We start from the raw sequence: 20,013 nt of genomic DNA on the forward strand, positions 1-20,013 counted from the left end.
CAGAATGACAGCCTCCTTAAAAAAAAAGTCTACAGATTCTTCACTGATCGTTCAGAATAGCAGTGTGCTAACAAAACTTCCTGCGGAACCTTAAACCTTGGTCCATCCTCCCATCCCATTCCCTAAGCTATGCGAAGGGCATCCTGGTTCAAGACCCCGATCTTGGCCCATCCTCCCATCCCATTCCCTAAGCTATGCGAAGGGCATCCTGGTTCAAGACCCCGATCTTGGCCCATCCTCCCATCCCTACCCTGAGCTATGCGAAGGGCATCCTGGTTCAACATAGCGTACAGTTCCTGCACCTTCGGTGCAGAATGACAGCGTCCTTTAAAAAAAGAGTCTACAGATTCTTCACTGATCGTTCAGAATAGCAGTGTGCTAACAAAACTTCCTGCGGAACCTTAAATCTTTACCCATCCACCCATCTATCCCTGCTATACCCCCAGAACGGTCTGATGTCTGATGTCTATTGTCTAATGTCTAAAAACACGAAAAGGCTCCCTCATCAGGAGCCTTTTCGTGTTTTTAAATATTGTAGTTAAAATTCTTCTTCTTGATTTAATACTTCTTTGTGATTACTCAGATTAGTTCTTGTTTTGGTTTTGTGTTTGTTGATCTGTCGTCTAATAGATTCAATTGCAATATCCGTTGCTTCCTCGAAACTTTTAGCTTGTGCTTTGGCAAACAATTGATTGCCGGGAACATTAAATTTAAGTTCTACTATTTTGTTGGCTTCATCTTCTACGTTTTCCAGTCGCAAATAACATACACCTTCGATGATGTTATCCAAGAACTGATTTAGTTTTTCCGCTTTCTTCTTAATGAACTCGATTAGCTTACTGTCAGCATTAAATTTAATAGATTGCACTGTAATGTTCATTTTTCCTCCTTTTTTAAGCTTTTGGATGAGCTTGTTTATAAATTGATTTTAAACGTTCTGCCGAATTATGGGTATACACTTGTGTTGCCGATAACCCAGCATGACCTAATAATTCCTTGATTGCATTTAAATCTGCGCCGTTGTCCAACAGGGCGGTTGCAAAGCTGTGCCGCAATACGTGCGGACTTCTTTTCTTTTGGGAAGTGATCGTACTTAAGTATTTCTTGACAATTCGATATATCAGTTTAGGATAAGCTTCCTTCCCTTCTTTGCTAACGATCAATTCAGTTGATTTGTTTTGAAAATCTTTTGCTTTTTTCAAATCCAAATACTTCCTCAATTCCTTGGCCAATGTTTGGTGTATGGGAACAAAACGCTCCTTGCTCCTTTTTCCGAATATAAGTATTTTTTTATTATAAAAATCAATATCCTGCTCCTTTATTTTTAACAATTCCGCCAAACGAATACCGGTTCCGAACAAGAGTTCCAAAACGATGAAATCACGGATTTGCTCAAAATCCTCAGACGATGAATTCATATGGTCCAATAACTTGATCATCTTTTCTTTCTCGACGACTACGGGCAGTTTCTTGGCCGTTTTCAAGGATTTGATCAAGGCAATCGGATTCTGCTTGACCAGACCTTCGCGCATTAAAAATTTATAGAATGATTTCAATGAAGATATCGCCCGATTCACCGAAGTGGCCTCCTTGCCCTGCTCCTTTAAATTGGAAAAATAATACCTCAAAAATCGATAGTCAATTTCCTCAAAGGGCATGGACTCGACTTCCAAAAATTGGAACAGCCCATCTATTTCACGCTCATAAGCAATGATCGTATGTCCAGAATACCGCTTCTCAAATTTTAAATAATTTATAAATCGATCCTTATACATTCTTATTTGCTTCTTATTGTAATATTAAGGATTATATAGCATAAAACATGTGATAAAGGACAATTTTACATTTGACTTACTTCACAATTTCTTAACCCCTCTTATAAGGTATTCCTATTATTATATACGAGTTTAAACTTAGCTTAGTATGCTGATACCGGAATTGTTTTCAACAGATTCAGATTTTCCATGATAAGGAGAATAAAATGGCCAAAAGACCTTTTTACCCTCCAACATTCCGAGAGAAATCTACTTACTTCGCATCGGGTATTATTCGAGGCATATTCGAGAAATCCTTTTCCCAATTCGGCGTTCTCGAATATGCCTCGAATGAGGTCAGGATTAAAGCAGATAACTGGACAAAAAAAGAGAGCTTTCCGCAATGGAAAGCTCCCTTATTATACTTGTAATTCGATTAAGAATTAAATTTTATCTGTAGCATTTACAGCGTTCAATTCAGCAAAAGCTTGTTCCAAACGCTCAACGAAAGCTTCCTCACCTTTACGCAACCAAACACGAGGGTCGTAATATTTCTTGTTTGGAGAATCAGCACCTTCTGGGTTACCGATCTGCGCCTGTAGGTAATCGTGGTTTTTAGCTTCGTATTTTCTTACACCGTCCCAGAAAGCCCATTGCATATCTGTATCGATGTTCATTTTGATAGCACCATAGGAAATTGCTTCTTCGATTTCTTCAGGAGAAGAACCAGAACCACCATGGAATACAAAATTAACTGGTTTTTCAGCCGTTAAATTGAATTTCTCACGGATGTATTCTTGAGAGTTATGTAAGATAACAGGTTGTAACTTCACGTTTCCTGGCTTATAAACACCATGTACATTACCAAATGCAGCAGCTACCGTGAATTTATCAGAAACTTTAGAAAGCTCTTCAAAAGCATAAGCAACCTCTTCTGGTTGAGTATATAGTTTTGAGCTATCAACGTCAGAGTTATCCACTCCGTCCTCTTCACCACCAGTAACGCCTAATTCAATTTCGATAGTCATACCAAGTGGTTTCATGCGCTCTAGATATTTTTTAGAGATTTCGATGTTCTCTTCCAAAGGCTCCTCAGAAAGGTCCAACATATGAGATGAAAACAATGGCTTGCCATGTTGAGCAAAGAATTTCTCGCCAGCGTCCAACAATCCATCAATCCAAGGCAATAATTTTTTGGCAGCATGGTCAGTGTGCAAAATAACGGCAACACCATAGTGCTCTGCTAATAAATGTACGTGTTGAGCAGCTGAAACAGCTCCTAGAATACATGCTTGTAAATTATCATTATTCAGGGATTTTCCAGCGTAGAACTGTGCTCCACCGTTTGACAATTGAATGATCACAGGTGAATTAACCTTCTTAGCCGTTTCCATAACAGCATTGATAGAATCTGTACCGATAATGTTTACTGCAGGTAATGCAAATTTATGCTCTTTTGCTTTTTCAAAAAGCTCTTGAACTTGATCTCCAGTTAAAACTCCTTTGAAATCTTTTAGGCTCATAGTATATTTTCTAAATTTTATTAATACCAATAAAGATAAAGTTTTTTTGTGAGTTCAAAGAATATAGTGTAAAAAATACACTATGAACTTTTTAGGCATCCTCCATACCCTCCCTCCGTAGCTATTAAAGATTTTATTAATATCTTTAGCTGAATAAAACTTTCTAATATTATAATAGCTATGCTTCAGGTCTACGGAATTAAAAATTGTAATACAGTAAAAAAGGCAATAGATTGGTTAAATGAGAACCATAAAGAGTATGTTTTTCACGACTATAAGAAAGAACCGGCAACCTTAAACAAACTTGAAGAATGGGAAAAAGAAGTTTCTTGGGAACAATTAGTGAATAAAAAAGGAACAACCTGGAGAAAGCTAAGCCCTGAAGAACAGGCTGCCGTTAAGGATGCAAAGAGTGCAAATTCAGTCCTTCTTGGTAACAATAGTATGATAAAAAGACCCTTGATCGAAAGTCCAAAGGGTATTTTATTAGGTTTTGATGAAGACGAATACAAATCTAAATTATAAACACGCATGAATAAATCTATTATTAAGATATCCTTAGGCCTCCTATTGGCCCAAGCTGGTATTTTACAAAGCAGTTTTGCACAAAAAGTCGAGAGTAAATACGATTACAAAGAGGCTTTTAAACCTGGTTTTTATACACAGAATGGAAATGTTTATCGTTCTGCTTCGGGGAAACCAGGCCAACTTTATTGGCAGAATACGGCAAGTTATGATATCAAAGTAAGCTTGGACGATAAGACCCATGAGGTAAAAGGAACCGTAAAAATCCATTATACAAATAATAGCCCCGACCAATTGGATTTCATCTGGTTGCAATTGGAACAAAACCTGTTCAATCAAAAATCCATCGGTCAAGCCGTGGTCCCATTGACAAACAGTCGCTATGGTGACGCAGGATCCGATTTCAATGGTGGATATACGATTTCCAATGTTTCAGGCGGTGGTAAGGCTGATGTAAAGTACAGCATCGACGATACCCGCATGCGAATCGACCTTCCTACTCCATTGGCAGCTAACGGCGGAAAAACAGAAATCAGCATGGATTTCTCCTATATCGTCCCTCAGTATGGCGCTGACCGTACCGGTATCCTTCCTACGGAAAACGGAGATATTTATGCTATTGCACAATGGTACCCTAAAGTATCTGTTTATGATGACGTAACTGGCTGGAATACTTTACCATACTCTGGTCCAGGTGAGTTTTACCTTGAATATGGAGATTTCAATGTGGAGGTAACTGCTCCTGCAAACCACATCGTTGTACTTGGTGGTGAATTATTGAACCCACAAGAGGTATGGACCAAAGAACAGCTGGAAAGATACAACAAAGCAAAATCAAGTGATAAAACCGTCATTATCCGTTCTCAAGATGAAGTGACGAATAAAAATTCTAGGCCAAACAAAAGCACATTGACCTGGAAATATAGATTGGAAAATGCAAGAGATGTAGCTTGGGCTTCCTCTAAGGCATTTATCATCGATGGAGCACAGATTAACCTCCAAGATGGCAAAAAAGCACTGGCGCTATCTGCTTATCCAAAAGAGAGCAATGGTGGAAATGCATGGGAAAGATCTACAGAATATACCAAAGCTTCCATAGAATATTATTCAAAGAAATGGCATAATTACCCTTATCCAGTTGCCGTGAATGTAGCATCCAATGTTGGGGGTATGGAATATCCTGCAATTGTGTTCTGTGGTAGCAAAGCTAAAGCAGGAAGCCTTTGGGGAGTAACTGACCATGAATTTGGCCATATTTGGTTCCCAATGATCGTAGGTTCGAATGAACGCCTATATGCTTGGATGGATGAAGGTTTCAACACTTTTATCAATGACCTTTCCACAGAGGCCTTCAACAACGGCGAATATTTCCGCAGGATGGGCGATAGAAATTCCATGGCAAAAGCGTTAATGCATCCAAACCTAGAGCCAATTTTCACCAGTCCACAGGGCATGAAAGAAAGAAACATTGGCTTATTGGCTTATTATAAACCGGGATTTGCGCTTAGGATCTTGAGAGATGAGGTTTTAGGTCCTGAAAGATTTGACGCTGCCTTCAGAAAATACATCGACTATTGGGCTTACAAACACCCGACACCAAATGATTTCTTCCGTACCATTGAAAATGAAACAGGAGAAAATTTAAATTGGTTCTGGAGAGGTTGGTTCTTGAACAATTGGTCTTTAGATCAAGCGATTAGCGATGTAAGCTACGTAGATTTAGATCCAGCTAAAGGTTCCGTGATCACGATCGAAAACCTTCAAAAAATGGCGATGCCCGTTGTGGTTGAAGCAACAACAGCAAGTGGTAAAAAAGTGAGAAAGAAATTACCAGTTGAAGTTTGGGAAAGAAATACCTCTTGGAAGTTTGTTTTAGATACTACCGAGAAGCTTACTAGCGTTAAAATAGATCCAGACAATGTTTATCCGGATATCAATCCAGAGAACAATAACTGGACATCAAAATAATATATGAAGATTCACAAAAATTTATTGCTATTGGTTATGTTGCTTTTGGGCAACATAACTATTTCATTTGCACAAGAGATCAAAGGAATAGTATATGATCTGGAAACCAGCAAGAAATTGCCTGATGTACTGATCAAGAACCTGCGAACAAACGATCAAGTAAAGACCGACCTACAGGGGAATTTTACAATCCCTGGAAAGATGAGTGATTATTTAAGTCTAACCGCCCAAGGTTATGACCGAGATACTGCATTTATCTATCAGGAAGGAATTACCCGTATCTATTTAGTAAACGACAAAAGCACCATTACGATTGATGAAGTTGTTGTTTCTAAGATTACGGATAGCCGATTGACCAGAGAAATCGAAAGGGCCAAGAACAACAGTAAAGCTGTTGAAACCAGCACAACCCGTGGAGGTTTAAGGATATCCCCTTCCCGATTATTTGGCAAAGAAGCTAAACAGGCAAGGGCATCGATAGATATCTTGGAAATAGAGCGAGAACAACGAAATGTAGACCGCGTGTTTACAAACGATGTCATCCTTTCACTGATTCCAATGGAGCGTCAAGACCTTCTGTTGTTCAAAGATGGCTATAGGCCTTCCTATGAGTTTATCAAGCAAGCTTCACCAGAAGATCTAAAAGCTTATATCTTGGATTCCTATGCTAAATTCAAGAAAAATAAGGTTGAGCCAATAAAGCAATAAGTTTTTTGGAATAAACATTTTATACAATAATTTGTATTAATAACAGGTTAGTCAAACTTTGAGAGAAGTTTGCTAACCTGTTTTTTATTGAATAAAATAGGACATATATGAAAGTAGCATTGATCGGAGCAACAGGGTTTGTTGGCTCCCATATATTGGAAGAATTGGTACACAGAAACATGGAAGTGACAGCGATCGCTCGGGATGTAGAAAGTCTCAAAAATAAACCTCATGTCCTAGCGGTACAGATGGACGTGATGCATGACAACAGCCTTGGCAGTGCTTTAAATGGAAATGATGTAGTAATCTCGGCGTTTAATGCAGGCTGGACCAATCCTGAGATCTATGATGATTACCTAGAAGGATCCAGACATATTCTAAAAGAATTAAAGGAGACCGGAATAAAACGTTTCATTGTCATTGGAGGTGCAGGAAGTCTCTTGGATGAAAATGACAATAGGCTTGTGGATGACCCTAATTTTCCAAAGGAGATTAAACCTGGTGCCTTGGCAGCAGCGGATTTTTATGAAGTTATCCAACGGGAAGATGAATTGGATTGGACCTTTATCAGTCCAGCCATTGAGATGAATCCAAGTAAAAAGGGAAAAAGGACTGGAAAATATAGGACTGGAACAGACCATCCTGTTTTTGATCATGATGGTCATTCCAATATCTCAGTTGAAGATTTGGCCGTAGCTGTAGTGGATGAAGTTGAAAACAATAAATTTATCAAAAAGAGATTTACAGCCGGCTATTAGGAGAGCACCACTAGCCTACTAGCTTACTGATCTTTAAGTAACCTACTTGAAGTATATCTTCAGATGTATCAGTAGCCTCCTGTATGTTGATGTGGTACTGTGATTTGAATTTGGGATTTAGCAAGTCTGATACTTCATAGATGTCATCTACATCGATCCCATATTTATCATCGATGTGGGATGATTGATGATGTTTCCAAAATACGGTATCCTTGGCCACTTTGGTCGCTTCAGCTAAATTAGCTGCTACCACCAATTGCTTGTAATGGTATTCCTCCATGTCATTGGGTTTGTATCCTCCTAAATTGACAATAAATAACTTCTTGAAATTACCGTCCGTTTGCGGTCCCTTCTCTACGATTTGGATTTTATAACCAGTAACCTTGCTTACCTTTCTCCAGGAATCGATATGCATCCTACCTTCTAGAGCTGGCCAAAACTCATTCATAGCTGGCACTAAATCTTTCAATTCATCAGCAATTCCAAAGAAAACATCATGCTGTTCAGTAAACCTTCCTTCAGGCTTTCCGCCAATTACGACCATAAATAATTCCATAGTATTTTATTATTCCTTAAATTCGAGGTTCAACTAATTTAATTCTAATCCATGAAAAAACTATTCAGTCTGTGCATTATATTTTTATCAATTATCTGTCAAGCCCATGCTCAGAAGATCGACAAAAAGCTGACCGAGAAAATCAATCAAGCTATTGCGGGTTTTGAGGGGGACCTAGGGATTTATGTTAAACACCTGAAGCAAAACAAGATAGTTAACATCAATGCTGACAGCACCTTCCCTACAGCAAGTGTAGTAAAGGTTCCGATACTGGTAGGTGTTTTTCAAAAAATTCAAGACGGGGATTTAAGCTTAGACCAGAAGTTTATATACCGAGATTCCCGGGCTTATGGAGGTTCTGGACTCATGCAATTTTTCAAGGACAGTACCGAAACTGACCTAGCCACCTTGATTGGATTAATGTTAAGCTATAGCGATAATGTAACTTCCATTTGGTGTCAGGAATTGGCAGGTGGAGGTCAAAGCATCAATCCTATTTTGGACCAGTTAGGCCTTAAAAACACAAAGGTCAATTCGAGGACTCCCGGACGTGAAGAAATTTGGAAGAAGTATGGTTGGGGACAAACTACGCCAAGGGAAATGGCAACATTATATGAAATGATCCGAAACGGTAAAGTGATCTCTCCTGCACATTCAGATAAGATGTATCGGTTCTTAAAGAACCAATTCTATAATGAAAGGGCACTATCCCAGTTTCCTGCTGAAGTCAGCTGGATCGGAAAGACAGGATCTTTGGATGAAGTGCGTTCTGAGGTCGTCTTGGTGAATGCGCCACATGGTGATTTTGTTTTCTCCTTCTTCAGCAATAACAACAAAGATAGAAGTTGGACAAAAAACAATGAGGCCGAGGTCCTGACGAGAAAAATTGCCAATATCATCTGGAATCATTATGAAAAGGACTTCACTCCTTTTCCAGCTGATTAGAAGGTATTACAATCTGTACATTATCAAATAATTGTAATAACGGCGGTTATTTAAGACAAAATACTCTTTAATAAAAAATACTGCTTATCTTTGAACTTTAGGTATTGATTATGTTTTCAAAAGCTTGTGAACACGGAATTAAGGCAATCATCTATATTGCCACGCAATCATTAGAAGGAAACCGCGTAAAGATTACGGCGGTAGCTGAGCATACTGGTACGCCAGAAGCCTTTACGGCAAAGGTTTTAGGGCTATTGACCAAGCATCAGATCCTACATTCGATTAAAGGACCATTCGGAGGATTTGAGATGGACCATAATCAGATACATAATATCAGTCTATCGCAAATTGTGAAAGCGGTAGACGGAGATCAGATCTTCATGGGCTGTGGATTAGGTTTGAAAGAATGTAATGCTTTAAAACCTTGTCCTATGCACAATAGTTTTGTGAAGATCAGGACCGATTTAAAGAATATGTTGGAAAAAACTACGGTCTATGAATTGGCTGTAGGCATTATTTCCGGTGAAAGTATCTTAATGAGGTAATGCAGTTTTGGAGGCCAATAGGCCTAAGAAGTTAAAGGAATTTAAGCATGGAAAGCATTAAACATGATATTCGGAATATAGAGGATATCAAAGTCTTGGTCAATACATTTTACGACCAAATAAGGGAGAATGAGTTGTTGGGACCGATCTTTAATGGAATCATTCAAGATCGATGGCCGGAACACCTAGAAAAAATGTACCGTTTCTGGCAAACCGTTCTTTTGGAAGAGCACACCTATTATGGAAGTCCATTTCCACCTCATGCAAAGATGCCAGTAGAAAAGAAACATTTCGACCAATGGGTTGGCATGTTTTCTAAGACTGTGGACAGTTTATATGAAGGTGAGAAGGCAGAAAGGGCAAAATGGCAAGGTGCTAGAATGGCTGAAATGTTTCAATATAAAATTGAATACTATCAGCAGAACAATTTAAAGCCACTAATTTAAATCAAAACCATATAACAACTATTTAGATAGGAATTTCCATCTTGTAGCAATGCAAGACGAGAAGTTGTTACGCCTAAAAAAGGCAAAAAAAAAAAGAGCTATAATTTAAAATTATAGCTCTTTTTACTTTAGTCTAATATTTTATTTCTTCGGAAGCCATTCACTGAAGAATGCCATTACTTTGTTTTCATCATAGCCTTTTCCTGACTCTAGACTACCACTTTCTCGTGTGAAAAGGACTTTGCCATTGCTGTCCATAACGATAAAAAATGGAAAGCCATATTCATCTCCTTTACCAGCTGCGTATTTATTAAATACCACTTCATTTTTATTTTCAGGAGAATAATTCAGGTGGTAATACACAAAGTTATCCTGGAGCAGATTGGCTATTTTGCTGTTTTGATGAATAAAATTATTGAACCGCAGACACCAAATACACCAGTTACCGCCAGCTTGAATGATAATATTCTTGTTTTCTTTTTTAGCCAATGCAACTAAACTATCAATATCTTTTTGAGCATCCGCCTCAGGATGATAAGGTTTTGCTAAGGAATCCAATTCTGGATTTACTTTTTTGGTTTGGGCAAAACTCTGTGTTTGGAATGCTGTAAGTAGCATCACTAGGCTAAATCCTAATATTAAAGTCAATTTCTTCATGTAAATATATTTTCCAATGTAAAAACGACACGAATTTAATTATTCGTATGTAATTTTAGCATCATTTTACTTATTCATTATCTGTGTACCATTATCTTCTAATCCTTCACTCCTATTTCCGTTGGCTGGTTTTATTTGCGCTCCTATTTCAAATCGCCTGGATATTTATCAACCATAGAAATAACAAGATCTTTAGTTTGAAGGATTATCAGATCTTACTTAGATTGACCACGATCTATAATATACAATTTCTGATTGGCTGGATTTTATACTTGAACAGCCCCATCGTTACGGCCTTTTTGAATGATATTTCAGTAGGAGTAAAAACTCGTCAACTTAGATTCTTCGGTTTGGAGCATATGTCAATGATGACTTTGGCGGTATTCATGATCAATATCGTGAACAACCTAGTAAAGAAAAAGATTGGCAGCAATGGTTTTACTTATTTATGGAAAAGATACATATGGATCAGTCTAATCATTTTAAGTTCCATTCCTTGGTCATTTTCTCCTTTTACCAACCGTCCTAACTTTAGATTTTAAGATCCTGAGGCTTTGGTGAAATAGTTGATAAACTGAAATACCGAAGTTAAGATGACTACCCCTAAGACAATGTATTTGAAGACCCTTTCTGATGTATGTTTCAAGATTACTTTACCCAAGTAACTTCCCAAAATACTCACAAGGATCAGAAAAGGAATCAGCTTGATATATTCTGAAGGAAAATAGCCTTGGGATACATATACGACAGCCCTACTGAAATCGACACCAAGATCTATCAAGGCAGAAGTGGCAATAAAGATGTCTTTGGGCAGATTGAAGGCCGCGAGAGTAATTCCCCTGATGGCTCCGCCAGTCCCAACAAGACCCGCAAAAAATCCGGATATCACCCCACCTAAATATAAGTTCTGATTGGTCTGTTTCAAGGGTTTATCAAATCGGAAAAGAAGGAATACGGCAAGGCTGGCAATTAACAGGTTCATTCCCAATTCCATTTCCTTGACAGGAACATATTTGGTCAACATAGCTCCGATTATCACAAATAATACAGCGGGAATGCCTAGTTTCAGTGCTATATCTTTATTGATACCTTTCCGGAATAAAGTGATCTTGGAAAGGTTACTGAATACATGGAAAACAGCAGTAATCCCCAATACGGCTTTAAAATCAAAGAACAAGGAAGCGGTCGGAACGAATAAAATGGACGAGCCAAACCCAGACACTGTGCCAATAATCTCTGTGATCAGTGCTAAAACCAAGAAAATAAAATACCTCTCCATCTGAAGAATATTCGGTTAACAGTTAATAATGTTTTTCATGCAATAAATTGCTGGTCGGTATTCAAATATACTATTTAGGAGGTAGAATTTAGGTTATTGAGCTGAATTGGAGTGTTGAAAATCGGTAAGGAATTAATTTTTCGGTTAAAAAGCAAATGGGTGGGAATCTCATCGAAACCCAACCCATTTTTTTGGTGTTCTTTGCTTTTAATCGGAAAGCTAAGAACGATGGAAATGTATCATAATGATACTGTGAAGCTTGTTTAATAGGTGGTTTTATCTCCAGCCACCGCCTAAGGACCTATAAAGGTCAACATAGGATTCCAGGTGTTCTTGACGCAATTCAACCAAAGCCAAATCTGAATCAAGTGCATTACCTTGTGCAGTGATCACCTCCAAGTAGGTAGCATAACCACCTTTGAACAACAATCCTGCATTTTTTACTGCTTTTTCGGAGTTCTCGACTCTTAATCTTGCAAATTCTAATTGTTCTCTTAATTTCTCTACGGTCACTACGGCATCTGAAACCTCAGAAACAGCTTCTAATACCGTTTTTTGGAAATCAATTTCAGCCTTGTCTCTTTCAATTTTTGCAACTTCCCACTCGGTCTTTAATTTTCTGTTCTTAAAGATTGGAGCAGTCAAACTACCTCCAATTCCACCTAATAGGGAACCTGGAATGGAAAACCAGTTCTTTGGCAAACTAGAGTTGACTCCAAATACCCCTTCAAGAGATAAGCTTGGATAACGCATGGCTTGTTGGATATTTGCATTGGCATTAGCGGCAATCAAACCTAACTCCGCGCCCCTCACATCAGGTCTATTCCGGATGATCTCAAGCGGAGAGCCTAAAGAAATATCTTTGTTTTCAGCAAATAAGTGCTCAAAACTGGTCCCTCTAGATACAGAATCTGGCATCTCACCAATCAAAATCCTCAATGCATTTTCCTGAAGGACGATTTCTTTCTCCAATTCAGGCACCAAGGAGGCCGCGATCAATCGCTGGGACTCGGTTTGTTGGATAGCTAATGCTGTAATTTCACCTGCATCATATTGCAATTTGATCATCTGAAGGGTGCTATCGTTCAGTTGCACATTTCGCTTAGCAACTTCGATTTTGGCGTCTAACATCAATAAGTTAAAATAGCCTTTGGCAACACTAGCGATCAAATTGGTCTGGATGGCATTCTTCGCCTCCTGTGTATTCAGGTATTCTGCAACCAATTGGTCTTTGGCATTGCTGATCTTGCCCCAGATATCAATCTCCCAACTGAAGCCTATTTCTGTACCAAATTGGGAAGTATAAGTAAACATGTTCTCAGGAGCTTTTTTACCATTGAACTCATACCATCTGGTTGATGGACCAGAACCAAAGTGCTTGGATCTGTACTGTTTATTGACCCCGGCAATGGTTGCATCCACTTCTGGGAGATAATTAAACCTGTTCTGGCGCATCCATTTGTTAGCAATCTCAATGTTTTTCAATGCTGTTTGCATATCATAGTTATTGCTCAATGCAGAATCAATCAAATCTTTTAGGGTAGGATCATGGAAAAATTCTTTCCAAGAAATCTCGCTGATACTCGAAGTATCACCAAAATATGCCAGGGTATCGCCCCTAAATTTTTCAGGCATGTTTAAATCGGGTTGCTGGTATTTCTGCCCTACCTTACAGCCTTGCACCATAAAGAATGCAGCACAAAGACAACCGATTAAAACTCTAAATATTATTTTCTTATTCATTGATGATCTATTCTTCTTCTTCCGTTTTAATTTTATTACGAACCTTTTCGTCCAGGGATTTGAAAACAACAAATAGCACTGGGATAATGAAAATACCAAAGGTTACTCCGAACAACATACCGCCGGCGGCACTGAAACTGATGGAATGGTTACCGATAGCTGATGGACCAACAGTCCACATCAATGGGATCAAACCTGCTACGAATGCCAAACTGGTCATTAGGATAGGTCTTAACCTTAACCTTGCACCATTGATAGCGGCATCCACTATACTCATTCCCTTGTCTCTTTCCTGCACGGCAAACTCGACGATAAGGATGGCATTTTTCGCCAGCAAACCAATCAACATGATCAAACCGACTTGCACATAGATATTATTTTGAAGACCTGCCAGACCAATCGTTGCATAAACTCCGATCAGACCTACTGGAATGGATAGCAATACCGCCCAAGGGAGGATATAGCTTTCATATTGCGCAGCCAATAAAAAGTACACAAACAGGATACTCAATGCGAAGATGAGGATGGTCTGTGAACCGGACTGACTTTCTTCTAAACTCATACCGGTCCATTCATAACCGATATTTCCCGGCAACTTATCTTGAGAGAATTTCTCAATGGCCTCCATGGCATCACCTGTACTGTAGCCCTTAGCTGGCTCAGCATTGACAACGATCGCATTGTACAAGTTATAACGCGTAATGGTTTCAGGTCCAACGATCTTTTTCAATGTGACTATGGTATTGATAGGCACCATTTTTCCTTCAGTATTCCTTACGAAAATAGAACTAAAGGATTCCGGATCGGTACGGAAATCAAAATCTGACTGTACATACACACGGTACTGTCTACCAAATCGGCTAAAGTCTGAGGCCTGTACCCTTGCGAAGTATAAACGGATGGTCGACATCAAACTATTGATACTAACACCCAATGATTTAGCCTTAACTACATCAATATTGACTTCATATTGCGGGAAGGTTGATTTAAAACTGGTATAGGCATTTCCTATCTCCGGTAATTCATTCAGTTGATTGATAAAGGTATCAGCCAAGACGTTGAAATCTCGGATATCACCTCCTAACCTATCCTGTAGAACCAGCTCGATACCGGCGAAGTCACCAAAACCTTGAACGGTTGGTCTTGGGAATACCGTAAATTTAGCTTCATGAAGTTGGGAAAGATCATTCCTGACCGTATCCATAAAGTCTTGGATATTCTTGATATACTTACGATCAGCATGCGGAACTAATGTAATATAGCCAGCAGCAAATGCGGGACTGGAACTCGCATCCAGGGCATTATAACCTGAAACGGAAGTCATTCCTTCGATATCTTTATGCCTCCTTAAGATACTATCAGCTTTCTTGAGAACTTCTGTCGTTCTGGCCAAGGAAGCACCAGCAGGCATGGCAATATTAAAGGTCACGAATCCATCATCCTCAGTCGGGATAAACGACTTTGGTGATTTCATCATCAAAAATGCTCCGATAGCCGTAATTACAGCTAAACCAGCCCATGCTACCTTTTGATTTTTGATCAACTTCTTAACGCCAATGATATATTTATCAGTGAACCTATCGAATGAGGTATTAAAGGCCGTAAAGAACCTGTCTTTATAAGTATTGAATTTATTTTTCTTCTTACCGATTTCCTTTTCATCTTGAGGTGCCTTAAGAAGCAATGCACATAATGCAGGGCTTAAGGTCAAAGCGTTCAAGGCGGAAATCAAAATGGCCGTAGCCAAGGTATAGGCAAACTGTCGATAGAATATACCGGCCGGTCCCTCCATAAACCCTACAGGTAAGAATACTGCCGCCATAACCATCGTAATGGAAAGGATGGCTCCAGTAATCTCCGACATGGTCGATAAAGTCGCCTGTCGCGGTTTTTGTCCCGTGGCATGCATTTTATGGTGGATGGCCTCGACGACGACAATGGCATCATCGACCACAATACCAATGGCGAGGACGAGTGCAAACATCGTCAGTACATTCAGCGAGAAGCCAAAGAGCTGCAAGAAAAAGAAGGTACCGATGAGGGATACAGGAATCGCAATGGCAGGTATCAAGGTAGATCTGAAATCTTGCAAGAAGATAAATACGATGATAAATACCAAGATAAACGCCTCGAAAAGGGTATGTTTTACCTGATCGATGGATTGGTCAATCTGGTCACGCACGGAATAGGTGATGTCATAGTCAATTCCTTTCGGGAAGTATTTCCTTTGTTCCTCTAATACCTTGCGCACCTCCACATCAATATCATGGGCATTGGAACCACTTGTCTGAGTTAAGTTAAGCGTCAAACCTGGTTTCCCGTCAACCTTGTTATCAGAGTTTAAGTTGGTAGCACCAAACTCGACCCGGGCAACATCTTTCAGGTATAGAACGGAACCATCATTATTGGTTTTGATGACAATATTCTGGAATTCTTCCGGTTGACTAAATCGTCCTTTGTGTTTAATAACGGTTTCAAAGGCCTCATCAGATGTTTCACCAAATTTACCAGGTGCAATCTCAAAGTTTTGATCCTTAATGGCATCCGATATATCTTTCGGCACCAGATTGTACAGGGCTAATTTCTCGGGATTTAACCAAACACGCATGGCGTAATCCCTAGCTCCTAACCTGGAAACCTGGGCCACCCCATCAACACGAAGCAATGGGCGCATTAAGTTAATCTGGGCAAATGCCTGTAGGAATGTTTCATCATAGACCGAATCTTTCTGGTTAGAGAAGATATTGATGGTCATGATAACCCCACTTTGCCGTGGCATCGTGGTGATACCAGCTTCGTTTACTTCCGCTGGAATGGAAGATATAGCTTTTGAGATCCTCGTTTGAACGTTTACTGAGGCCACATCAGGGTTGGTACCGGTTTTAAAATATACGGTTACCGAACCAGATCCTGAGTTGGAAGCAGTTGACCGGATATAAGTCATGTTCTCTACCCCATTGATTGCTTCTTCAATAGGCAATAGAACGGAGCTGGCTACAGTTTCAGCAGTTGCACCGGGATAACTCAAGGAAACAACCACACTTGGCGGAGCGATTTCAGGGAAACGCGTTACTGGAAGTAACTTCATCCCAACCAATCCCAAAATAACCAAGATAATAGATACAACAGTAGCTAAAACGGGACGACTTACGAATGTTTTAAGCATATAGCAATATTAGGGTTTAGCTATCCTAAGCCCTTCCTGCATGCGCAATGGAAAGGTCAGAATAAGCAAAATTAATTTGACAATTATTTTTGTTGAGGTATAGGCATGATCACAGAGCCATCAGTCAGCTCTTCGAATCCACTTAAAATTACGCGGTCACCTTCTTGCAGTCCTTCAGATACGATATACTTATCCTTGGTAGAACCGTTCAATTTGATGTTACGACGTTGAGCCTGATTGTTTTTGTCAACTACAAACACAAAGGTTTTGTCCTGCAATTCATTGGTCGCAATCTGCGGAATCTGCAATACATCTTTCTTGACTTCGGCAATTTTTAATGTACCCGTACTCCCTGAACGTAAGATATTGTTAGGATTAGGGAAAGTCGCTCTCAATGAGATGGAACCTGTGGTTCTATCAACTTGTCCATTAACCGCATCTACAACACCTTTGGAGGAGTATTCTTCGCCATCGGCCATCATCAGGGTAACCTCTGGGAAAGTCAGGCGTTTCAATTTATCGTATTTACGACCTTCGACACTATCAGCTTTAGCCTGTGCCTTTGAGAAGTACAAGAAGTCTGATTCGTTCATTGCGAAATAGATATAAACCTCTTGGATATCCGATAGATTAGTCAAAGGTTCTTTGTCACCTTTGGTAATCAAGTTTCCGATACGCTTTGGAATACGACCTATATAACCACTCACTGGCGCGGTGATCGTTGTAAAATTTCTACTTAACTGTGCCGAGCGAACTTCTGCAGCAGCTTGATCCAGTCCTGCTTTTGCGACTTGATAGTCAGATTCCGCTGATGCTAACCTAACATCTGCAATGACATCGTTCTCTACCAATGGTTTCAAACGGTCTACTTCTAACTTCGCATTCTTTAATTTGGCTTGCGCCACTTTCTCTGCAGCATACATATTATTTAAATCCTCTTGATAGAAAGATGGATCTATTTTGAATAGCTTCTGCCCTTTTTGAACATAAGCACCTTCGTCTACATAGATTTCCTGCAGCAAACCCTCTACCTGAGGACGTACTTCAACATTTACCTTACCTTCTATGGTACCTAGATAATCTTTTACCGTTACAGCGTCTGATTTATCGACGGTGTAAACTGGTAATGCCATGGGTTTTGCGGTATCTTCTTTTTCTTTGGATTTACTTTCAGAACAACTGGACATGATGCCTACTGTTCCTATTAATAATAATGTTGCTTTTAAAATTGATAACTTTGTTTTCTTCACAGTAATTTTCCGATTTTGTACTTTGTATTCGTAATATTTTTATTACACTTCCATCTTATTAACGTATCATTTAACAATTATTGTACCGTTTAACATTTGTTAACAGATTATACTTTAGTTAATATTTTGTTAATTCTAAGACATTTAAGCTATAAATCGTTGGTTTTCAAAGGCTAAAACCATGCATTTGAAAAAATAAAAAAAGGGATTTCTTTATTTTTTTTAATTAAACCAATTGGAAAATCAGCAGTCAAAGGCAATCCTTTGTATGATTTCAACGAAATTTAGAGGGAATATTATTGCTACAGATGGTAAACAAAGCAACATATTTTGGTCAAATCGATAGGATTACTCCAAATATTGGCCTTGTCTAATTAAAAGCCCGCGATATTTATTGAAAACAGAAGACTTTGATATAAAACCTAGGTATTGTTCATCCTTATTGACCACTGGAAGGATCCAAACATCCTCTTTATTCATCTTCGTCATCACATGCTCCATATTCTCCGTTTCAATAATGATATCATTAGGCTTTTGAGCTAAAGTGGCAAAAGTTTTATCTCTTCCCTCTTCTTCACCTAATAGAATGGAAAATAATCGCTCACTATATAGGATCCCTAGAAGTTTTCCTTTTTCGTCAACGATTGGGAATATATTCCGTTTGGAATGTAAAATATCCGATTGACGGTCCAATGGGGTCTGATCCGGTCTCAAAACAACAAAATTGGTTTCAAGCACATACCTCAGTTTCATCATACTGAGAACAGTACGGTCTTTATCTTCGTAAGAAAGAAGATCTCCGGATTCTGCCAATACTTTGGTATAGACAGAGTGCTTCATCACCCCTCGATTGATTAAGTAAGAAATCGAAGCAACCAACATCAAGGGTACCATCAAAGTATATCCGCCGGTGATTTCGGCAATAAGAAAAATTCCTGTCAACGGCGCATGCATAATTCCTGCAAGTGCGGCGGCCATACCAGCCATCACGAAATTAGGAACATTGAGTTGCACAAAACCAGTTTGGTTCATGCCATAGGCGAAGGCAAAGCCTATCAATCCACCCATGACCAAACTAGGTCCAAAGATACCTCCGTTTCCTCCCCCATTGATTGTAAATAGTGATGCAAAGGATTTACCAAATAGAACCAAAACTGTATAACAAACAACTACCCAGGCCATGTCTCGATAATCTGAAAACAGGGAATTCTTGACAATCGAGTTAAAGTGCCCATCAAGGATCTGCTGTATGGTCAGATAGCCCTCTCCATATAAGGCGGGGAATACGAAGATCATGACTCCCAAGGAAATCCCACTGACCCATACCTTATTATATGGATTCTTGATTTTCGAAAACCAATTCTTTACTACTTGGCTGATCTTGGAGAAATAGATGGTATAGAGGCCGACCAAAACGGCTAATAGAATGTAAAAGAATATCGAGCTCACCTCCCAATCTGTTGCAGCCGTATGGAACAAAGGTTCGCTGTATAAGATCCTTGAGATAACCGCAGCTAAGGCCGAGGAAATCAACAATGGAATAAAGACAGGGATTGAGAACTCGGGCAATAGGATTTCAATGGCAAATACCATCCCAGCAACGGGACTATTAAATGCTCCGGATATACCTGCTGCAGCTCCGCATGCCAAAAGCATCGTAACTTCCTTATAGCTCAATCCGAAGAACCGTCCAATATTGGAACCAATGGCGGAACCCGAATAGGCAATCGGTGCCTCCAAACCTGAAGACCCTCCAAAGCCAACCGTAATGGCACTGGTAACAATTTGGGAATAAATATTATGTAGATCGATTCGACTGGACCGTCGGGAAATGGCGTAAATGATTGGTGTGATTCCGTGCTCAAGCTTTTTTCCCTTTATGAACTTGCGGACATATAGCACACTCAGGAAAATACCGATCAGCGGAAATATCAAATAAAGGGAATATTTGAAATGCCATTCAAGATCATCCTGTAGTTTGGCCGCGATAAAATGAGTTAATCCTTTCAAGAGAGCAGCTGCCAACCCACCTACAATACCCACCACAAAGGCTAGAACGATTAGAAAATTTCTGTTCGAAATCTTCTGCATTCTCCACCTATTTAAAGCCTCTAGTTTCTTTAGAAATTTTTGTCTCATTCGTTGGTCATTTCCCCTTTTAGATAGCTAAAGATTAATGTTTGCTATTTA

19 protein-coding genes are annotated in these 20,013 nt (G+C 39.3%); 8 read left to right on the plus strand and 11 right to left on the minus strand.

Annotation, left to right across the window (positions count from 1 at the left end; all coding sequences use genetic code 11):
• Window positions 1-122: 122 nt before the first annotated feature.
• The 4 genes from ACWIB3_RS17830 to fbaA form a co-directional block, all read right to left on the minus strand.
• Window positions 123-302: a hypothetical protein gene (locus tag ACWIB3_RS17830; RefSeq protein WP_454292289.1), complete on the minus strand. Its 180-nt coding sequence runs from the start codon at window positions 300-302 to the stop codon at window positions 123-125.
• A 236-nt stretch (window positions 303-538) separates the two neighbouring features.
• The gene (gene hpf, locus ACWIB3_RS17835; RefSeq protein ID WP_185211943.1) at window positions 539-880 is read right to left on the minus strand and encodes a ribosome hibernation-promoting factor, HPF/YfiA family; all 342 of its coding nucleotides are present in this window, start codon (window positions 878-880) and stop codon (window positions 539-541) included.
• A gap of 13 nt (window positions 881-893) precedes the next feature.
• Complete coding sequence (locus ACWIB3_RS17840; RefSeq protein WP_454292290.1) at window positions 894-1,775, minus strand: tyrosine-type recombinase/integrase; 882 nt, start codon at window positions 1,773-1,775, stop codon at window positions 894-896.
• Window positions 1,776-2,197: 422 nt separating this feature from the next.
• Window positions 2,198-3,277, minus strand: coding sequence for a class II fructose-bisphosphate aldolase (gene fbaA, locus ACWIB3_RS17845; RefSeq protein WP_185211940.1), 1,080 nt, complete (start codon window positions 3,275-3,277; stop codon window positions 2,198-2,200).
• Between the two features lie 180 nt (window positions 3,278-3,457).
• Between fbaA and ACWIB3_RS17850 the strand changes: the two genes are divergently transcribed.
• The 4 genes from ACWIB3_RS17850 (at window position 3,458) to ACWIB3_RS17865 (ending at window position 7,236) form a co-directional block, all read left to right on the plus strand.
• Window positions 3,458-3,802 (plus strand): ArsC family reductase, encoded by a 345-nt coding sequence (locus ACWIB3_RS17850; protein ID WP_185211939.1) that lies wholly within the window; start codon window positions 3,458-3,460, stop codon window positions 3,800-3,802.
• Between the two features lie 6 nt (window positions 3,803-3,808).
• The gene (locus ACWIB3_RS17855) at window positions 3,809-5,770 is read left to right on the plus strand and encodes a M1 family metallopeptidase (RefSeq protein WP_454292291.1); all 1,962 of its coding nucleotides are present in this window, start codon (window positions 3,809-3,811) and stop codon (window positions 5,768-5,770) included.
• A 3-nt stretch (window positions 5,771-5,773) separates the two neighbouring features.
• Window positions 5,774-6,478 carry a carboxypeptidase-like regulatory domain-containing protein gene (locus ACWIB3_RS17860; RefSeq protein WP_254530037.1) on the plus strand — a complete coding sequence of 235 codons (705 nt, stop codon included), beginning with the start codon at window positions 5,774-5,776 and terminating at the stop codon, window positions 6,476-6,478.
• A 107-nt stretch (window positions 6,479-6,585) separates the two neighbouring features.
• Window positions 6,586-7,236, plus strand: coding sequence for an NAD(P)-dependent oxidoreductase (locus tag ACWIB3_RS17865; RefSeq protein WP_454292292.1), 651 nt, complete (start codon window positions 6,586-6,588; stop codon window positions 7,234-7,236).
• 10 nt (window positions 7,237-7,246) lie between these two features.
• Here ACWIB3_RS17865 and ACWIB3_RS17870 read toward each other — a convergent pair whose 3' ends face one another.
• Window positions 7,247-7,792, minus strand: coding sequence for a DUF1543 domain-containing protein (locus tag ACWIB3_RS17870; protein WP_454292293.1), 546 nt, complete (start codon window positions 7,790-7,792; stop codon window positions 7,247-7,249).
• A gap of 51 nt (window positions 7,793-7,843) precedes the next feature.
• On the opposite strand from ACWIB3_RS17870, the gene ACWIB3_RS17875 reads away from it, so the two are divergent.
• The 3 genes from ACWIB3_RS17875 to ACWIB3_RS17885 all read left to right on the plus strand — a co-directional run bounded on the left by ACWIB3_RS17875 (window position 7,844) and on the right by ACWIB3_RS17885 (window position 9,728).
• Window positions 7,844-8,737 (plus strand): serine hydrolase, encoded by an 894-nt coding sequence (locus ACWIB3_RS17875; protein ID WP_454292294.1) that lies wholly within the window; start codon window positions 7,844-7,846, stop codon window positions 8,735-8,737.
• A gap of 110 nt (window positions 8,738-8,847) precedes the next feature.
• A complete protein-coding gene (locus ACWIB3_RS17880; protein WP_185211933.1) occupies window positions 8,848-9,282 on the plus strand; it encodes an RrF2 family transcriptional regulator in 435 nt (144 codons plus the stop codon).
• Between the two features lie 47 nt (window positions 9,283-9,329).
• Window positions 9,330-9,728, plus strand: coding sequence for a group III truncated hemoglobin (locus tag ACWIB3_RS17885; RefSeq protein WP_185211932.1), 399 nt, complete (start codon window positions 9,330-9,332; stop codon window positions 9,726-9,728).
• Between the two features lie 141 nt (window positions 9,729-9,869).
• On the opposite strand, the gene ACWIB3_RS17890 is transcribed toward ACWIB3_RS17885, so the two are convergent.
• Window positions 9,870-10,385, minus strand: a complete 516-nt coding sequence (locus ACWIB3_RS17890) for a thioredoxin family protein (RefSeq protein ID WP_454292295.1) — start codon at window positions 10,383-10,385, stop codon at window positions 9,870-9,872.
• 83 nt (window positions 10,386-10,468) lie between these two features.
• On the opposite strand from ACWIB3_RS17890, the gene ACWIB3_RS17895 reads away from it, so the two are divergent.
• On the plus strand, window positions 10,469-10,927 hold the full coding sequence (locus ACWIB3_RS17895) for a hypothetical protein (RefSeq protein ID WP_454292296.1): 459 nt from the start codon (window positions 10,469-10,471) through the stop codon (window positions 10,925-10,927).
• Here the strand turns inward: ACWIB3_RS17895 and ACWIB3_RS17900 are convergent.
• The 5 genes from ACWIB3_RS17900 to ACWIB3_RS17920 all read right to left on the minus strand — a co-directional run bounded on the left by ACWIB3_RS17900 (window position 10,924) and on the right by ACWIB3_RS17920 (window position 19,914).
• On the minus strand, window positions 10,924-11,664 hold the full coding sequence (locus ACWIB3_RS17900) for a sulfite exporter TauE/SafE family protein (protein ID WP_185211929.1): 741 nt from the start codon (window positions 11,662-11,664) through the stop codon (window positions 10,924-10,926). The genes ACWIB3_RS17895 and ACWIB3_RS17900 overlap by 4 nt on opposite strands.
• 276 nt (window positions 11,665-11,940) lie before the next feature.
• Window positions 11,941-13,407 carry an efflux transporter outer membrane subunit gene (locus ACWIB3_RS17905; RefSeq protein WP_185217884.1) on the minus strand — a complete coding sequence of 489 codons (1,467 nt, stop codon included), beginning with the start codon at window positions 13,405-13,407 and terminating at the stop codon, window positions 11,941-11,943.
• A 7-nt stretch (window positions 13,408-13,414) separates the two neighbouring features.
• A complete protein-coding gene (locus ACWIB3_RS17910) occupies window positions 13,415-16,573 on the minus strand; it encodes an efflux RND transporter permease subunit (RefSeq protein ID WP_185211927.1) in 3,159 nt (1,052 codons plus the stop codon).
• Window positions 16,574-16,656: 83 nt separating this feature from the next.
• A complete protein-coding gene (locus tag ACWIB3_RS17915) occupies window positions 16,657-17,823 on the minus strand; it encodes an efflux RND transporter periplasmic adaptor subunit (RefSeq protein WP_254530025.1) in 1,167 nt (388 codons plus the stop codon).
• Between the two features lie 348 nt (window positions 17,824-18,171).
• The gene (locus ACWIB3_RS17920) at window positions 18,172-19,914 is read right to left on the minus strand and encodes a chloride channel protein (RefSeq protein ID WP_237219526.1); all 1,743 of its coding nucleotides are present in this window, start codon (window positions 19,912-19,914) and stop codon (window positions 18,172-18,174) included.
• Window positions 19,915-20,013: the final 99 nt, after the last annotated feature.

This window comes from Sphingobacterium sp. NPDC055431 (assembly GCF_053644255.1).

What these genes read in the sequence shown, in the direction of transcription:
- hpf (WP_185211943.1), bottom strand. Translation starts at nt 880, where the DNA reads ATGAACATTACAGTGCAATCTATTAAATTTAATGCTGACAGTAAGCTA.
- ACWIB3_RS17840 (WP_454292290.1), bottom strand. Translation starts at nt 1,775, where the DNA reads ATGTATAAGGATCGATTTATAAATTATTTAAAATTTGAGAAGCGGTAT.
- fbaA (WP_185211940.1), bottom strand. Translation starts at nt 3,277, where the DNA reads ATGAGCCTAAAAGATTTCAAAGGAGTTTTAACTGGAGATCAAGTTCAA.
- ACWIB3_RS17850 (WP_185211939.1), top strand. Translation starts at nt 3,458, where the DNA reads ATGCTTCAGGTCTACGGAATTAAAAATTGTAATACAGTAAAAAAGGCA.
- ACWIB3_RS17855 (WP_454292291.1), top strand. Translation starts at nt 3,809, where the DNA reads ATGAATAAATCTATTATTAAGATATCCTTAGGCCTCCTATTGGCCCAA.
- ACWIB3_RS17860 (WP_254530037.1), top strand. Translation starts at nt 5,774, where the DNA reads ATGAAGATTCACAAAAATTTATTGCTATTGGTTATGTTGCTTTTGGGC.
- ACWIB3_RS17865 (WP_454292292.1), top strand. Translation starts at nt 6,586, where the DNA reads ATGAAAGTAGCATTGATCGGAGCAACAGGGTTTGTTGGCTCCCATATA.
- ACWIB3_RS17870 (WP_454292293.1), bottom strand. Translation starts at nt 7,792, where the DNA reads ATGGAATTATTTATGGTCGTAATTGGCGGAAAGCCTGAAGGAAGGTTT.
- ACWIB3_RS17875 (WP_454292294.1), top strand. Translation starts at nt 7,844, where the DNA reads ATGAAAAAACTATTCAGTCTGTGCATTATATTTTTATCAATTATCTGT.
- ACWIB3_RS17880 (WP_185211933.1), top strand. Translation starts at nt 8,848, where the DNA reads ATGTTTTCAAAAGCTTGTGAACACGGAATTAAGGCAATCATCTATATT.
- ACWIB3_RS17885 (WP_185211932.1), top strand. Translation starts at nt 9,330, where the DNA reads ATGGAAAGCATTAAACATGATATTCGGAATATAGAGGATATCAAAGTC.
- ACWIB3_RS17890 (WP_454292295.1), bottom strand. Translation starts at nt 10,385, where the DNA reads ATGAAGAAATTGACTTTAATATTAGGATTTAGCCTAGTGATGCTACTT.
- ACWIB3_RS17900 (WP_185211929.1), bottom strand. Translation starts at nt 11,664, where the DNA reads ATGGAGAGGTATTTTATTTTCTTGGTTTTAGCACTGATCACAGAGATT.
- ACWIB3_RS17905 (WP_185217884.1), bottom strand. Translation starts at nt 13,407, where the DNA reads ATGAATAAGAAAATAATATTTAGAGTTTTAATCGGTTGTCTTTGTGCT.
- ACWIB3_RS17910 (WP_185211927.1), bottom strand. Translation starts at nt 16,573, where the DNA reads ATGCTTAAAACATTCGTAAGTCGTCCCGTTTTAGCTACTGTTGTATCT.
- ACWIB3_RS17920 (WP_237219526.1), bottom strand. Translation starts at nt 19,914, where the DNA reads ATGCAGAAGATTTCGAACAGAAATTTTCTAATCGTTCTAGCCTTTGTG.